Here is a 13,247-nt window from a genome sequence, read left to right as displayed (position 1 = left end):
GGAGCGAAATCGGACTGGGGAACATTGGATATAGCGCCGGAGAGAGAGGACAGCGTCGACATGCCGGTTCGTCGGCAATGGTTCGGAGATCGGCGGTTCGGAGATCGGCGCGTGTTGAAACGCATTGTTCTTGCCGTCCTGGTCTTTCTGATCCTTCCCTACGCGTTGATCTTTTTCTATCTGCTGCCCTTCATTCACCCCGTCTCGACGCTGATGCTGCGCGATCTTCTTCTGCTGCGCGGTTACGACAGGCAATGGGTGTCGCTGGATGACATCGCCCCGGTCGTGGTGCAGTCGGTGATGATGTCGGAGGACGGGCAATATTGCTTTCACGGCGGCGTCGACTGGGCTGAAATGCGCATGCTGGTCGAGGATACGCTGAAAGGCCAGGCGACGCGCGGCGGCAGCACCATCCCGATGCAGACGGCGAAAAACCTCTTCCTCTGGAACAGCCGCTCCTTTGTGCGCAAGGCGCTGGAGCTTCCACTTGCGGTCGCCACGGATTTCGTCCTGTCGAAACGGCGGCTGATGGAAATCTATCTCAATATCGCCGAATGGGGCCCCGGCATCTACGGCATCGAGGCGGCCGCCCAGCATCATTTCAAGGTGCCGGCCTCGAAGCTGACGCGGCGCCAGGCATCGCTGCTAGCCGTCTCGCTGCCGAACCCGATCGACCGCAATGCCGGCAAGCCCGGACGCGGCCTTCGCCGGCTTGCCGGCGTGATCGAGAGGCGTGCGCAAGGTTCGGGCGATTACATCAAGTGCATCTATGATTGACATCAGAGATTGACATCAGAACTTGTCGTCAGAACAGGATGATTTTAGCCCGGGGGCGGCCTGAAATCTGAATCCTGTTCTAAATTATATTGTGAGAGCGTGATGTCATGAGAAAACCGCGCACACTTTTCGGCATCATGCTCTAGAGGCGGTAAGCGTCATCTGACATTCTTGGTTCTGCCATATGGACGGATGCAGTCCAACCAGAGCCCTGATTCGCCCATGACCATCACGACATTTTCGCCCGAGCTTCTCTCTTATTCGAAGACGCACAATCCGAACCCGCCCGCCCATCTCGGCAGCCGCTATCGCAAAATCGGCGGCTTTCTCCCGGAAGCCGGCAACACCATCGTCTGCCATATCGAGAAGGGTTCGCAGACGCAGATGGCGCTGATCGAGGCGCGCGAGACATATCTGGCCATGCCCGAGGCTCCGCAGTTCCTCTTTACGCCGATATCAAGTCTTCACATGACACTTTTCGAAGGCGTCATCGAAACCCGGCGCCGGCAGGATTGCTGGCCGGGCGATCTGCCGCTCGATACGCCGATCGAAGACATGACCGAGTTGATGGCGGCCAGGCTCGAAGGTTTCTCGATGGCTGACCCCTTCAGGGTCGCGATCGTCGAAGCTCGCCCGTCGGGCCTGCTCGTCGACGGGGCGACGGAGACGGACCGCAAGGTCATGCGCGCCTGGCGCAACGCGCTGGCCGATCTTCTCGGCTATCGCCAGCCGAACCACGAGGATTATAAGTTCCACATGACCTTCGCCTATGCGGTCGAACGGCTTGAGGACGGAGCCTTGCCGCGCTGGCAGGCGATGCTCGATGACGTGGCCGAGGATATCCGCCGCAAGGCTCCCGTTTTCGAGCTTACCCCGCCGGCATTCTGCGTGTTCGAGGACATGAACCATTTCCACGAATTGCTGATCTTTGATTTCGAAGCCTGAACGGAGGAGGCCCATGGACAAACCGACGCTCTATATCGCCAACAAGAACTATTCCTCCTGGTCGTTTCGGCCCTGGATGGCGCTGACCGGCGTCGGCATCGATTTCGAGGAGGTCCTGATCCCCTTCGACGATGCGGCCGGTAATCCCAATATCAAGGCGGTTTCGCCGACCGGGCGAGTGCCGCTTCTCAAGCACGGCGCGTTGAAGATCTGGGAATCGCTGGCGATCATCGAATACGCCGCCGAGCTTTATCCGGAGGCCGGCCTTCTGCCTGGGGATCGGGCCGAGCGGGCGCTTGCCCGTTCGGTTTCGATGGAAATGCTCTCGAGCTTTCGGGCGCTGCGCAACGCCTGCCCGATGAATATCCGCCGGCCGAAGGCCAAGATCGCATTGCCGGATGGTGTCGACGCCGATATCAGCCGCATCGAGACAATCTGGCGCGACCTGTTGCAGCAATCCGGCGGACCGTTTCTCTTTGGTGCGTTCAGCGGGGCGGATGCGATGTTTGCGCCTGTCGTCAACCGCTTCGACATTTATGATCTCGTCAGCCGAAACGATACGCTGGCCTATATGGAGACCATGAAGGCGCATCCGGCCTGGCGAAAATGGGAAGAGGCGGCCCGCGCGGAGCCTTGGATCGTGCCGGAAGACGAAGTCTGAGCCCGGAATCATCGGCTTCGCAAAAAATACGCATGGGGACTGGTCAAGGCCACCCCTTGCATGTATAAGCGCGCCAAATTCCGAAATCGCGACATGTCCGTTTCGGCCGCCAGTCTGGCCGTGGGAATGTTTTGCCCGCAAGTGGAGTAAGAGAAATGGCTGTACCGAAGAGAAAAACAAGCCCGTCCAAGCGCGGTATGCGCCGTTCGGCCGACGCACTGAAGGCTCCGACCTACGTCGAAGACAAGAACTCCGGCGAACTGCGCCGCCCGCACCATATCGATCTGAAGACCGGTATGTATCGCGGCCGTCAGGTTCTGACGCCGAAGGAAAGCGCATAATTTCGCGATCCGGCTTGTCCGATCGAAAGTTTCAAGGCCGGCCTCAAGCCGGCCTTTTCTGTTTCGACGATATAATATTTGCAATGACTTGCGGTCTGGCAGCGGTTTGCGGCAGTATTCTTCTCCTGCTGAGGAGATTGCCGATGATTGCCGCCATGCCCCTGATGATTATCCCGTTTATTCTTTACAATCTGGCAATGCTGGGCCTGATGGGCGATGGCGGCATTCCGGCCCTGCAGCATGATATCATCGTGCTGTCGATGATCTCGGGCGCGATCTGGAGCATGGCGCTCGGCGATCTGTTCATCGTTATCGCCCTCGTCGTGCTGTTCTTCGAAATCCTCAGGGCGACCAGAACCGGGCCCGGCAATCTCGCCAACCACATGCTGTCGATGCTGGTGTTCATCGCCTTCCTGGTCGAGTTTCTGCTCGTCCGGGATGCTGCGACGCAGGTATTCTTCATTTTGATGACGATCGCCCTGATCGATGTGATCGGCGGTTTTGCCGTCTCGATCCGGAGCGCCGGGCGTGATGTCTCGATCGGATTATAGGTTGTCGAGTTTGTTCTGAAGGGCGCGGAGCTGTTCCTTCAACTCATCGATATCCTTGGCTTCGGCCTTGCGGCTTTCCTTGGCGGGCGGCGTCATGAAGGGCGAGAACATCTGCATCGCCTGCTGAAACAACTCGGTGTTGCGGCGAACCTGATCCTCGACCATCTGCATCGGCAATTGCAGGTTCTTGCCAAGCGGCGTCTCGCCGAAGGCGCGGTTCACCTGCTCGCGCATCTGGGACTGCTGTTCGGTGAAAGCGCGCATCGAATGTTCGAGAAAGCTCGGAACGACCATCTGCATCTGGTCGCCGTAATAGGTGATGAGCTGGCGCAGGAAGGAGATCGGGAGCAACGTGTTGCCGGTCTTCGATTCCTGTTCGAAAATGATCTGGGTCAGCACCGAATGGGTGATGTCATCTCCGCTTTTTGCATCCTGTACGGTGAAGTCTTCGCCTTTCTTCACCATCTCCGCCAAGTCTTCCAGCGTCACATAGGTGCTGGTGCCGGTGTTGTATAGGCGGCGATTGGCGTATTTCTTGATAACGATCTGACCCTCATGCTTCGCCATATCAGTCTCCTGAACCCCCGTCTGATTTATGGATCTTCCTCCACTTGAGACTGTAAACGCAAAAGAAGGCCGGTGACAATCTCTTTGTGCGATGCGGCAAACCTTTAACAGAGCAGATGAATCGGGCTTGGGAGCGCTTCGGCTGAAAAATGGCGGCAGCCGGTCTTCGCGTTTGACTTGTGCTCCAAGCTTTGCCAGTTTCTCCTTATGTAAGTGAGACGAAAACGAGGAGCGTCCCCATGAGCAATTCATCCATCGTCATCGCCAGTGCAGGGCGAACAGCAGTCGGCTCGTTCAACGGCGCTTTCGCGACGGTCCTCGCGCATGAGCTCGGGGCGGCGGTCATAAAGGGGGCGCTCGAGCGCGCCGGCGTCGATGCCGGCGAGGTGGATGAGGTGATCCTCGGCCAGGTGCTTGCCGCCGGCGAGGGCCAGAACCCGGCCCGCCAGGCGGCGATAAAGGCCGGCATTCCGAAGGAGGCGACTGCCTGGGGCGTCAACCAGCTCTGCGGCTCGGGCCTGCGCGCGGTCGCGCTCGGCATGCAGCAGATCGCCACCGGCGACGCCAAGATCATCGTTGCCGGCGGCCAGGAATCCATGTCGATGGCCCCGCATGCCGCGCACTTACGCAGCGGCGTCAAGATGGGCGACATGAAGATGGTCGACACGATGATCAAGGACGGTTTGACCGACGCCTTCCATGGTTATCACATGGGCATCACCGCCGAAAATGTCGCGCGTCAGTGGCAGCTGTCGCGCGACGACCAGGATCAGTTCGCCGTGGCTTCGCAGAACAAGGCGGAAGCGGCGCAAAAGGCCGGCCGTTTTGCCGACGAGATCATCCCCTACGTCATCAAGACACGTAAGGGCGACGTTACGGTCGATGCCGACGAATATATCCGTCACGGCGCCACACTGGAAGCGATGGGGAAATTGCGCCCGGCCTTCGACAAGGACGGCACTGTGACGGCCGCGAATGCATCCGGCCTTAACGACGGCGCCGCTGCGGCGGTGCTGATGAGCGAAGCGGAAGCCGTCCGGCGCGGCATCCAGCCGCTCGCCCGCATCGTTTCCTGGGCAACGGCGGGCGTCGATCCTTCCATTATGGGCACCGGGCCGATCCCGGCTTCGCGCAAGGCGCTCGAAAAGGCCGGCTGGTCGGTGAACGATCTCGATCTCGTCGAAGCGAACGAAGCTTTCGCGGCGCAAGCCTGCGCTGTCACCAAGGATCTCGGATGGGACCCGGCGATCGTCAACGTCAATGGCGGCGCGATCGCGATCGGCCATCCGATCGGCGCGTCCGGCGCGCGCGTTCTCAACACACTGCTGTTCGAAATGAAGCGCCGCGGCGCCAAGAAGGGTCTCGCCACGCTCTGCATCGGAGGCGGCATGGGTGTGGCCATGTGCTTTGAAGCACTTTAAATAGCATACGATCCAGGATTGATTGAAAATCCCGCCATGCGGCGGGGCGAAAAACAAAAGGGGAGCGAAGCATGAGCAGAGTGGCTGTGGTCACCGGGGGTACACGCGGCATCGGCGCGGCAATATCCATGGCACTGAAAAATGCCGGATACAGGGTCGCGGCCAGCTATGCCGGCAACGACGAGAAGGCCAAAGCCTTTCACGATGTCACCGGCGTTCCGGTGTTCAAATGGGATGTTTCCGACTACGCTGCCTGCGGCGAAGGGATCGCCAGGATCGAAAGCGAGATCGGGCCGGTCGAAATCCTCGTCAACAATGCCGGCATCACCCGCGACGCGATGTTCCACAAGATGACGCCGCAGCAGTGGCACGAGGTGATCAATACCAACCTCACCGGCCTGTTCAACATGACGCATCAGGTCTGGACCGGCATGCGCGATCGCGGCTTCGGCCGCATCGTCAATATCTCGTCGATCAACGGCCAGAAGGGCCAGATGGGCCAGGTGAATTATTCGGCGGCCAAGGCGGGCGATCTCGGCTTCACCAAGGCGCTGGCCCAGGAAGGGGCAGCCAAGAACATCACCGTCAACGCCATCTGCCCCGGTTACATCGGCACGGAAATGGTGCTTGCCGTGCCGGAGAAGGTGCTGAACGAACGCATCATTCCGCAGATCCCCGTCGGCCGTCTCGGCGAGCCGGAAGAGATCGCGCGCTGCGTCACCTTCCTCGTCTCCGACGATGCCGGCTTCATCACCGGTTCGACGCTGACGGCCAATGGCGGACAGTTCTTCGCCTAATTATTCCTTTAAACGGTTATACGCAGATTCAAAGCGATGGCGCGTCCGGCAGGACGCGCCATCGCTTTGATCATTTACGGGATTAAGAGCGGCGGTCGGCATTCGGTTGCCGCTCTGTCCGAACCTTGACCGGTACTTTCCGCAGCGAGCGATCCTGGCTGCTAAGGGCTGTTATCGCATTCGTCAGAAAGGCCGATGCGATGAGAACGGCGACAAGGGAATTCAGGAAAATCTGGATCATGAAAGCGTTCCTTTCCGGTGCGCCGGGCGGCTGTGCCTGTCCGTTGCGCTGGTGAAGGAAATATGTGCCTGCCTGTTGGGTAGCAGTAGGTGTGGCTTTCATAACCGATTGTCAACGTCTCGTTGACGGATGCGGCAGGCCAAAAAAACGGGCGCAGAAGCGCCCGTTGGGAGTCCGATATGGTTTTGCCGATTAGCGGCAACGAGCCTCGTAGCGGCGGCCGTAGCGGTCGCGATAGACGCAGTAGCCGCGGCGTTCGACCGAGTGGCCGATGAGAGCGCCGGTTAGACCGCCGGCCACGGCGCCGACGGCGGCACCGCCCCAGCTGTTGGTGACGACACCGCCGATGACCGCACCGGTGCCGGCGCCGATCGCCGTACCTTGCTCGGTTGCTGTGCAGGATGCCAGAGCGCCGACCAGCGCACCAATAAGAACAATCTTCTTCATCATGTCGTAACTCCCCAGGTTCGTTGGCCTTTAGATGCGGCCCATTAGTACAAGGATAATGATAATCACGAGAACTAGCCCCAAACCGCCAGAAGGTCCATAGCCCCAGCCACGGCTGTAACCCCAATTCGGCAAGGCTCCGATCAAGAGCAGAATGAGGATAATTAGAAGTATCGTGCCAAGCATGGTGTGTTTCCTTCATTTCATCCGCAATTTGGATGGACCAGAAACACGCATTGGCGATTTTTGTTCCCGGTTAAGCTTGGAAATGTGACAAGGGCGTGATTCACGGTTAATTTCCGTCATCTCGGAAAATTGCCGCTATGGTTAAAATTACATTTAAATACAATATGTTGCGGTGAACAAAGAGGGAAAGCCGCGGTGTCGCCGATTCGTCAGCGATTCGTTCCGCTTTTGATCGACCCATCGCGATTGGCCGCCTTGACTTAACGCTGTCTGAATCCGGCTTCAAAAAGATTAATGCCTATGCCAGGAGGCGGGCGAAGAGTTCCGCTGCCGATTCCGCATCTAGCGTCCGGACCTGGTGATGCCACCAGATTTGGTCGTGAACGAAAGGCGAAAACCGCGGAGTCAGCGATTCGTCTCCGATTCGTTCCGGCTTTGGTCGAGAGGTTAATTTCGGGACGCTCTCGCCTGTTCAAAATCGGCGCGGGAATCGTCGCTCACGACGGCGAAAATGCGAATGGGAGGGAGTCTCGCGATTCAGCATCTAGTGGGAAAAAGTGATTCAAAATCAATACTTAGCCGTGAACAAAAGCTGAATCAGCTGGAGTCAGCGATTCGTCGCTGATTCGTTCTCACGCTGTTCCGAATCGTGAATTCAGACGTTCCACAAGACTCGCAAAGGTCGTAATCCCCGGTGCATTTTGAAATCTGCCCTTGCGTTTGCGGCGGCAGCTGTCCATGTGTTCTTTAGCTTCCCTCGTGGGGCTGAGATTTTCCTGGGGCCACCCGCCTCATTTGCATGGACCCATGACTCTGACTTCGCAGCCGATGATTCTGAGTGGACGCGGTGTGACCGCGGTGCTCGGACCGACCAATACCGGCAAGACCCATTATGCCATCGAGCGCATGGTCGCGCACGGGACCGGCGTGATCGGCTTGCCGCTCAGGCTGCTGGCGCGCGAGGTCTATACGCGGGTGGTGGAGAAGGTCGGCGTGCAGAATGTGGCGCTGGTCACCGGTGAGGAAAAGATTTCGCCGCCCAATGCGCGTTTTTCCGTCTGTACCGTCGAGGCGATGCCGCGTGAGACCAAGGCCGCCTTCGTTGCCATCGACGAGGTTCAGCTCGCCGGCGATCTCGAGCGCGGTCATATCTTCACCGACCGCATCCTGCATCTTCGCGGCCGTGAGGAAACGCTGCTGCTTGGCGCGGCGACGATGCGGCCGATCCTGCAGCAGCTCCTGCCGGGCATCACTGTCGTCGAGCGGCCGCGGCTTTCGCATCTTTTCTATGCCGGCCAGAAGAAGATCACCCGGCTGCCGCAGCGTTCTGCCATCGTCGCGTTTTCGGCCGACGAGGTCTATGCCATCGCCGAGCTCATCCGCCGCCAGCGTGGCGGCGCGGCTGTCGTGCTCGGCGCGCTCAGCCCGCGCACCCGCAATGCGCAGGTCGCACTCTATCAGGCGGGCGACGTCGAATATCTGGTGGCGACCGATGCGATCGGCATGGGCCTCAACCTCGATGTCGATCACGTCGCCTTTGCCCAAGACCGGAAATTCGACGGTTACCAGTTCCGCAATCTCAATCCGGGCGAACTCGGCCAGGTCGCCGGGCGCGCCGGGCGGCACGTGCGGGACGGGACCTTCGGCGTCACCGGACAGGTCTCGCCCTTCGACGATGAATTGGTGCAACGTATCGAGGGGCACGAATTCGACAACGTCAAGGTTTTGCAATGGCGCACGACTGAGATGGACTTCTCCTCGATTCAATCCTTGCGGACAAGCCTTGAGGCGGGACCGCGCGTGCCGGGACTGACGCGAGCGCTGCCTGCTGTCGACCAGCAGGCGCTGGAACAGCTTTCGCGTTATCCAGAGGTCATCGATCTCGCCGACAGGCCGGCGCGCGTCGAAAAACTCTGGGAGGCTTGCGCGCTTCCCGATTACCGGCGTATCACTCCTGCGCAACACGCCGATCTTATCTCGACCCTCTTTTCCGATCTCGTCCGCTATGGCACGGTGAATGAGCAGTTTCTCGCGGAGCAGGTGCATCGCTCCGATCGGACAGATGGGGAAATTGACACGCTTTCGGCGCGAATCGCGCAGATAAGGACCTGGACCTACGTTTCGAATCGGCCTGGCTGGCTTGCCGATCCGACACACTGGCAGGAAAAGACGCGGGAAATCGAAGATCGATTGTCCGACGCGTTACATGAAAGGTTGACGAAACGCTTTGTTGATCGCAGGACATCTGTGCTCATGAAGCGCCTGAGAGAGAATGCGATGCTGGAAGCTGAAATCAGTGTGAATGGTGATGTCTTCGTTGAAGGACATCATGTAGGGCAATTGAGCGGATTCCGTTTCACGCCGGTGGCGGGAACGGACGGACCGGATGCCAAGGCGGTTCAGGCTGCGTCGCAGAAGGCGCTCGCGCTCGAATTCGAAGCCCGCGCGGCGCGGATGCATGCCGCCGGCAATAGTGATCTGGCGATCGGCTCGGATGGGTTGATTCGTTGGCTGGGCGACCCGGTGGCGCGGCTTTCGGGCAGTGATCACGTCATGCGTCCGCGCGTGCTTCTGCTGGCCGACGAGCAGTTGACGGGCAATGCCCGGGATCACGTTGCGGCCCGCATCGAACGCTTCGTCAACCATCATATCAGCACGGTGCTGAAACCGCTCGATGATCTGTCGCGCGCCGAGGATCTGCAGGGTCTTGCCAAGGGGCTTGCCTTCCAGCTCGTCGAAAATCTCGGCGTGCTGTTCCGACGCGACGTGACCGAGGAGGTGAAGTCGCTGGACCAGGATGCCCGCGCCTCCATGCGCCGCTACGGCGTGCGTTTCGGCGCCTATCATATCTTCGTTCCGGCACTTCTGAAGCCGGCGCCGGCCGAGCTCATCACGCTGCTCTGGGCGCTGAAGAACGACGGTCTCGACAAACCGGGCTACGGCGATCTCATTCCCGTGCTTGCCGCCGGCCGCACCTCCGTCGTCACCGACCCGAGCTTCGAGCGGATGTTCTATAAGCTCGCCGGCTTCCGGTTCCTCGGCAAGCGTGCCGTGCGAATCGACATCCTGGAACGGCTTGCCGACATCATCCGTCCGCTGCTGCAGTGGAAGCCCGGTCAGAATAATCGTCCGGAGGGCGCCTATGACGGCCGCCGTTTCACGACGACGACGGCTATGCTGTCGATTCTTGGTGCGACGCTCGAGGACATGGAAGAAATCCTCAAGGGTCTCGGCTATCGCGCCGATGCCGTGAAGGCGGAAGAGGCATCGGCACATCTTGCGGCGCAGGATGCGGCCTCAGTGCCCGCCGCCACCGCGGAAACGTCGGCGGATGAGACAGCCGAAAAGGCCGATCACGACGATGCCGACGGGGCGGCGGAAGAGACTGCTGCCGAAGCGCCCGCAACCGAGGCGGTGCCCGTGGCTGCCGACGCGCCCGTGGCCGAAACGGTCCAAACCCCTGCTCCTGTCGAAGCAGCCGAGACAGCCGCTTCGGTGGAAGCGTCTGCCGAGACGGCGGTATCCGCTGCTGAGGACGCCGGCGAGCCGGTCGAACCGAAGCCGGTTCTTCTGTGGCGTCTCGGCGGCCGCAACGACAATCAGCGCCAGGCGCGCGGCGGGCATGGCGAACGCCGTGGCGGCCAGGGTCAGGAGCGCGGTCAGAACCAGGAACGCGGCGACCGCAATCGTCGGCCGGGCGGCGGTGAAGGCGGCGAGGGCAATCGCGGCGAAGGCCGTGACAACAATCGCAACAATCGCGGCAAGGACGGCGGCGGTCGTGATGGCGGCCGGCCGCAGCAGGCAAGGGGCGATCGCAACAATCAGCCACGGGGCGATCAGCCGCGCGGCGACCGGCAGGACCGTGGTGACCGCAAGGATCGTGGTGACCGCAACGATCGTAACGACCGCAACAACAATCGCGGCGGCTCGCAGCCGCTGCGCTTCGAGGCCAAGCCGCCGCGCAAGGAGAAGCCGATCGATCCGGATTCGCCTTTCGCCAAGCTCGCGGCTCTCAAGGAGCAGATGAAGAAGTAATCATGAGCGCGGAGACACAGCCGACAAGCGGTTCGCGCCAGCGCATCGACAAGTGGCTGTTCTTCGCGCGCATGGTGAAGTCGCGTTCATTGGCGCAGAGCCAAATCCAATCCGGCCATGTGCGCATCAACGGCGAACGCTGCAGCCATCCGAGCCAGATGGTCAAGCCGGGTGACCGTATCGAGATGACGCTGGAACGGCGCGACGTCGTTCTCGTGGTGCGCCTCGCCGGTGAGCGGCGGGGACCTTACGAGGAGGCGCGCCTGCTGTATGACGACCAATCGCCGCCGCCTGATGAGGCAAAACGTCTCACGCCCTACGAACAGGCGATCCGGGCGACCGGTACCGGCCGTCCGACCAAAAAGGAAAGACGTGCAATCGACAGGCTGATGTCGGACGAGGATTAGAAAACTCTGTCTGCGCTGGCGGCTTTTGCAGATCGTTTATCCTTGAAATCCGGCGCCAAAGCCGATAGGTCACTGTCAACCTGCCGGAAGCGTGCTTGCCGCCCAAGCCTGCCCACGCTTTTCCTCCGGCACGGGGATAGGCGCGACGTTCCAGGTTGCCCGGCCCCACCGCATGGAAATCCTGGAGTTCTTCATGACCTATGTCGTGACCGACAATTGCATCAAGTGCAAATACACCGATTGCGTGGAAGTCTGCCCTGTCGACTGCTTCTATGAGGGCGAGAACTTTCTCGTCATTCATCCCGACGAATGCATCGATTGCGGCGTCTGCGAACCCGAATGTCCCGCCGAGGCGATCAAGCCCGATACCGAGCCGGGTCTCGACAAATGGCTGAAGATCAATACCGAATATGCGACGATCTGGCCGAATATCACGGTCAAGAAGGAGCCGTTGCCTGAGGCCAAGGAAATGGATGGCGAGACCGGAAAATTCGAGAAGTATTTCTCCGAGAAGCCCGGTTCCGGCGATTGAGACAGCGCCCACATTCGGCCTCCGAATTCGGGCGGCTGCGGGGCGAAACGTTTTAAAAGCTGCGTGAGGCATATGGGTGACATGTGTTGCCCGCATGACTCAAGCGAAGCAAATTATTGATTTCCTCATATTTTTATGATAGGTTTCGTCTACTGTTCCATTTGTGGCATGACGCATGCCCAAAACCATCACGAAAGCAAAACAAATCCGTACGCGGTTTCCGTGACATATCAACGCTTTGAGCGCCGGGTCCCAAGATCGTGCGCAAAAAGTCTTTGCTTTTGCCCGATAGGACCAGAGTGAAGTCACCCGACGGATACTACCGTCTCACCCGGGCCTGACTGACCCGGCTCCGGCCGCCGCCGGATGCGTAACAGGGAGTTTTTGAATAGAATGACGACTCAGCAGAAAAAGCCTTCTACAGCACGTCACGGCTTCAAGACCGGTGAATCGATCGTCTACCCCGCTCATGGCGTCGGTACCATCACCGCTATCGAAGAGCAAGAAGTTGCCGGCATGAAGCTCGAACTTTTCGTTATCGATTTCGAGAAGGACAAGATGCGTCTGAAGGTTCCGGTCGCGAAGGCCATGAGCATCGGTATGCGCAAGCTTTCGGAAACGGATTTCGTCGAGCGTGCTTTGAAGGTCGTGCAGGGCAAGGCGCGCGTCAAGCGCACCATGTGGTCCCGTCGCGCCCAGGAATATGATGCCAAGATCAATTCCGGCGACCTGATTTCCATCGCTGAGGTCGTGCGTGATCTCTATCGTGCCGAGAACCAGCCCGAACAGTCCTATTCCGAGCGTCAGCTTTATGAGGCTGCGCTCGATCGCATGGCGCGCGAAATCGCCGCCGTCAACAAGATGTCGGAAACCGAAGCCGTCCGTCTCGTCGAGACCAATCTCAACAAGGGTCCGAAGCGCGGAAAGGCAATCGAAGAAGACGATTCGCAGGACGAAGCCGCATAAGGCGAGCCTGTTTTCCTGTCAAAAAACCCGGCCTTCGCGCCGGGTTTTTTTATTGGAACTTTTTCCCGACTGCCGCGTTTAACACACGTAATTGCGGACTGCTCGCGGGCAATGGCCTCGACGGGCGAACTGCTATTCCGTCAATGTTCGATGAGGAGCGGATCATGCCTTTTCAATATTGCCCATCCGGCAACGTGAAGAAACAGGTCCAGCCCGGCCGTCTTAGCGGCACATGATGAGAAATAGGGCCTCCCCCTGAAAAGTCCAGGGGCGGGGCCTTTATGCATTCAGAACCCCATTCAGTCTGGAACAGCGATGTTCCGGAAGGTGCGTTTTATTGTTCATTTTAGGGCGAGAGGCCTGTTTCAGGAGA

The 13,247-nt window shown here is 59.5% G+C and carries 15 protein-coding genes; 11 read left to right on the top strand and 4 right to left on the bottom strand.

Translation table 11 applies throughout. The features are described 5' to 3' along the window. Positions 1-24 precede the first annotated feature (24 nt). From mtgA to NE851_RS09190, 5 genes are all read left to right on the top strand, one after another. Positions 25-777, top strand: a complete 753-nt coding sequence (gene mtgA, locus NE851_RS09210; protein WP_028756532.1) for a monofunctional biosynthetic peptidoglycan transglycosylase — start codon at positions 25-27, stop codon at positions 775-777. 222 nt (positions 778-999) lie between these two features. Continuing rightward, positions 1,000-1,722 (top strand): DUF1868 domain-containing protein, encoded by a 723-nt coding sequence (locus NE851_RS09205; RefSeq protein ID WP_063473843.1) that lies wholly within the window; start codon positions 1,000-1,002, stop codon positions 1,720-1,722. 13 nt (positions 1,723-1,735) lie between these two features. Further along, positions 1,736-2,383 (top strand): glutathione S-transferase family protein, encoded by a 648-nt coding sequence (locus NE851_RS09200; protein ID WP_254960003.1) that lies wholly within the window; start codon positions 1,736-1,738, stop codon positions 2,381-2,383. A 155-nt stretch (positions 2,384-2,538) separates the two neighbouring features. Then, positions 2,539-2,724, top strand: a complete 186-nt coding sequence (gene rpmF, locus NE851_RS09195) for a 50S ribosomal protein L32 (protein WP_003543812.1) — start codon at positions 2,539-2,541, stop codon at positions 2,722-2,724. Between the two features lie 143 nt (positions 2,725-2,867). Beyond that, positions 2,868-3,275: a hypothetical protein gene (locus NE851_RS09190; RefSeq protein ID WP_254959981.1), complete on the top strand. Its 408-nt coding sequence runs from the start codon at positions 2,868-2,870 to the stop codon at positions 3,273-3,275. On the opposite strand, the gene phaR is transcribed toward NE851_RS09190, so the two are convergent. Then, the gene (gene phaR / locus NE851_RS09185; RefSeq protein ID WP_028756528.1) at positions 3,270-3,842 is read right to left on the bottom strand and encodes a polyhydroxyalkanoate synthesis repressor PhaR; all 573 of its coding nucleotides are present in this window, start codon (positions 3,840-3,842) and stop codon (positions 3,270-3,272) included. The genes NE851_RS09190 and phaR overlap by 6 nt on opposite strands. 239 nt (positions 3,843-4,081) lie before the next feature. On the opposite strand from phaR, the gene NE851_RS09180 reads away from it, so the two are divergent. Continuing rightward, positions 4,082-5,263, top strand: coding sequence for an acetyl-CoA C-acetyltransferase (locus NE851_RS09180; RefSeq protein WP_028756527.1), 1,182 nt, complete (start codon positions 4,082-4,084; stop codon positions 5,261-5,263). Between the two features lie 71 nt (positions 5,264-5,334). Next, on the top strand, positions 5,335-6,060 hold the full coding sequence (locus NE851_RS09175) for a beta-ketoacyl-ACP reductase (protein ID WP_028756526.1): 726 nt from the start codon (positions 5,335-5,337) through the stop codon (positions 6,058-6,060). An 82-nt stretch (positions 6,061-6,142) separates the two neighbouring features. Here the strand turns inward: NE851_RS09175 and NE851_RS09170 are convergent, their stop codons facing one another. The 3 genes from NE851_RS09170 to NE851_RS09160 form a co-directional block, all read right to left on the bottom strand. Next, positions 6,143-6,301 carry a hypothetical protein gene (locus NE851_RS09170; RefSeq protein WP_164735953.1) on the bottom strand — a complete coding sequence of 53 codons (159 nt, stop codon included), beginning with the start codon at positions 6,299-6,301 and terminating at the stop codon, positions 6,143-6,145. Positions 6,302-6,493: 192 nt separating this feature from the next. Then, entirely contained in the window at positions 6,494-6,751 is a 258-nt protein-coding gene (locus tag NE851_RS09165) for a YMGG-like glycine zipper-containing protein (protein ID WP_018244057.1), read from the bottom strand. 27 nt (positions 6,752-6,778) lie between these two features. Beyond that, positions 6,779-6,934, bottom strand: coding sequence for a DUF3309 family protein (locus tag NE851_RS09160; protein WP_017962528.1), 156 nt, complete (start codon positions 6,932-6,934; stop codon positions 6,779-6,781). Between the two features lie 807 nt (positions 6,935-7,741). Between NE851_RS09160 and NE851_RS09155 the strand changes: the two genes are divergently transcribed. From NE851_RS09155 to NE851_RS09140, 4 genes are all read left to right on the top strand, one after another. Beyond that, positions 7,742-10,969 carry a helicase-related protein gene (locus NE851_RS09155; protein WP_254959972.1) on the top strand — a complete coding sequence of 1,076 codons (3,228 nt, stop codon included), beginning with the start codon at positions 7,742-7,744 and terminating at the stop codon, positions 10,967-10,969. A 2-nt stretch (positions 10,970-10,971) separates the two neighbouring features. Continuing rightward, a complete protein-coding gene (locus tag NE851_RS09150; RefSeq protein WP_028756524.1) occupies positions 10,972-11,376 on the top strand; it encodes an RNA-binding S4 domain-containing protein in 405 nt (134 codons plus the stop codon). A 193-nt stretch (positions 11,377-11,569) separates the two neighbouring features. Continuing rightward, positions 11,570-11,908: a ferredoxin FdxA gene (gene fdxA, locus NE851_RS09145; RefSeq protein WP_007632346.1), complete on the top strand. Its 339-nt coding sequence runs from the start codon at positions 11,570-11,572 to the stop codon at positions 11,906-11,908. Between the two features lie 393 nt (positions 11,909-12,301). Next, positions 12,302-12,874 carry a CarD family transcriptional regulator gene (locus tag NE851_RS09140; protein ID WP_003543775.1) on the top strand — a complete coding sequence of 191 codons (573 nt, stop codon included), beginning with the start codon at positions 12,302-12,304 and terminating at the stop codon, positions 12,872-12,874. The last annotated feature ends 373 nt before the right edge of the window (positions 12,875-13,247 follow it).

The organism is Rhizobium anhuiense bv. trifolii, from assembly GCF_024346605.1.
In the GTDB taxonomy this organism is placed as follows: domain Bacteria; phylum Pseudomonadota; class Alphaproteobacteria; order Rhizobiales; family Rhizobiaceae; genus Rhizobium; species Rhizobium anhuiense.
This window is presented reverse-complemented; position numbering and strand designations above follow the sequence as displayed.

Coding starts and splice junctions, on each gene's coding strand:
- NE851_RS09205 (WP_063473843.1), top strand. CDS start 1,000: ATGACCATCACGACATTTTCGCCCGAGCTTCTCTCTTATTCGAAGACG.
- NE851_RS09200 (WP_254960003.1), top strand. CDS start 1,736: ATGGACAAACCGACGCTCTATATCGCCAACAAGAACTATTCCTCCTGG.
- rpmF (WP_003543812.1), top strand. CDS start 2,539: ATGGCTGTACCGAAGAGAAAAACAAGCCCGTCCAAGCGCGGTATGCGC.
- NE851_RS09190 (WP_254959981.1), top strand. CDS start 2,868: ATGATTGCCGCCATGCCCCTGATGATTATCCCGTTTATTCTTTACAAT.
- phaR (WP_028756528.1), bottom strand. CDS start 3,842: ATGGCGAAGCATGAGGGTCAGATCGTTATCAAGAAATACGCCAATCGC.
- NE851_RS09180 (WP_028756527.1), top strand. CDS start 4,082: ATGAGCAATTCATCCATCGTCATCGCCAGTGCAGGGCGAACAGCAGTC.
- NE851_RS09175 (WP_028756526.1), top strand. CDS start 5,335: ATGAGCAGAGTGGCTGTGGTCACCGGGGGTACACGCGGCATCGGCGCG.
- NE851_RS09170 (WP_164735953.1), bottom strand. CDS start 6,301: ATGATCCAGATTTTCCTGAATTCCCTTGTCGCCGTTCTCATCGCATCG.
- NE851_RS09165 (WP_018244057.1), bottom strand. CDS start 6,751: ATGATGAAGAAGATTGTTCTTATTGGTGCGCTGGTCGGCGCTCTGGCA.
- NE851_RS09160 (WP_017962528.1), bottom strand. CDS start 6,934: ATGCTTGGCACGATACTTCTAATTATCCTCATTCTGCTCTTGATCGGA.
- NE851_RS09155 (WP_254959972.1), top strand. CDS start 7,742: ATGACTCTGACTTCGCAGCCGATGATTCTGAGTGGACGCGGTGTGACC.
- NE851_RS09150 (WP_028756524.1), top strand. CDS start 10,972: ATGAGCGCGGAGACACAGCCGACAAGCGGTTCGCGCCAGCGCATCGAC.
- fdxA (WP_007632346.1), top strand. CDS start 11,570: ATGACCTATGTCGTGACCGACAATTGCATCAAGTGCAAATACACCGAT.
- NE851_RS09140 (WP_003543775.1), top strand. CDS start 12,302: ATGACGACTCAGCAGAAAAAGCCTTCTACAGCACGTCACGGCTTCAAG.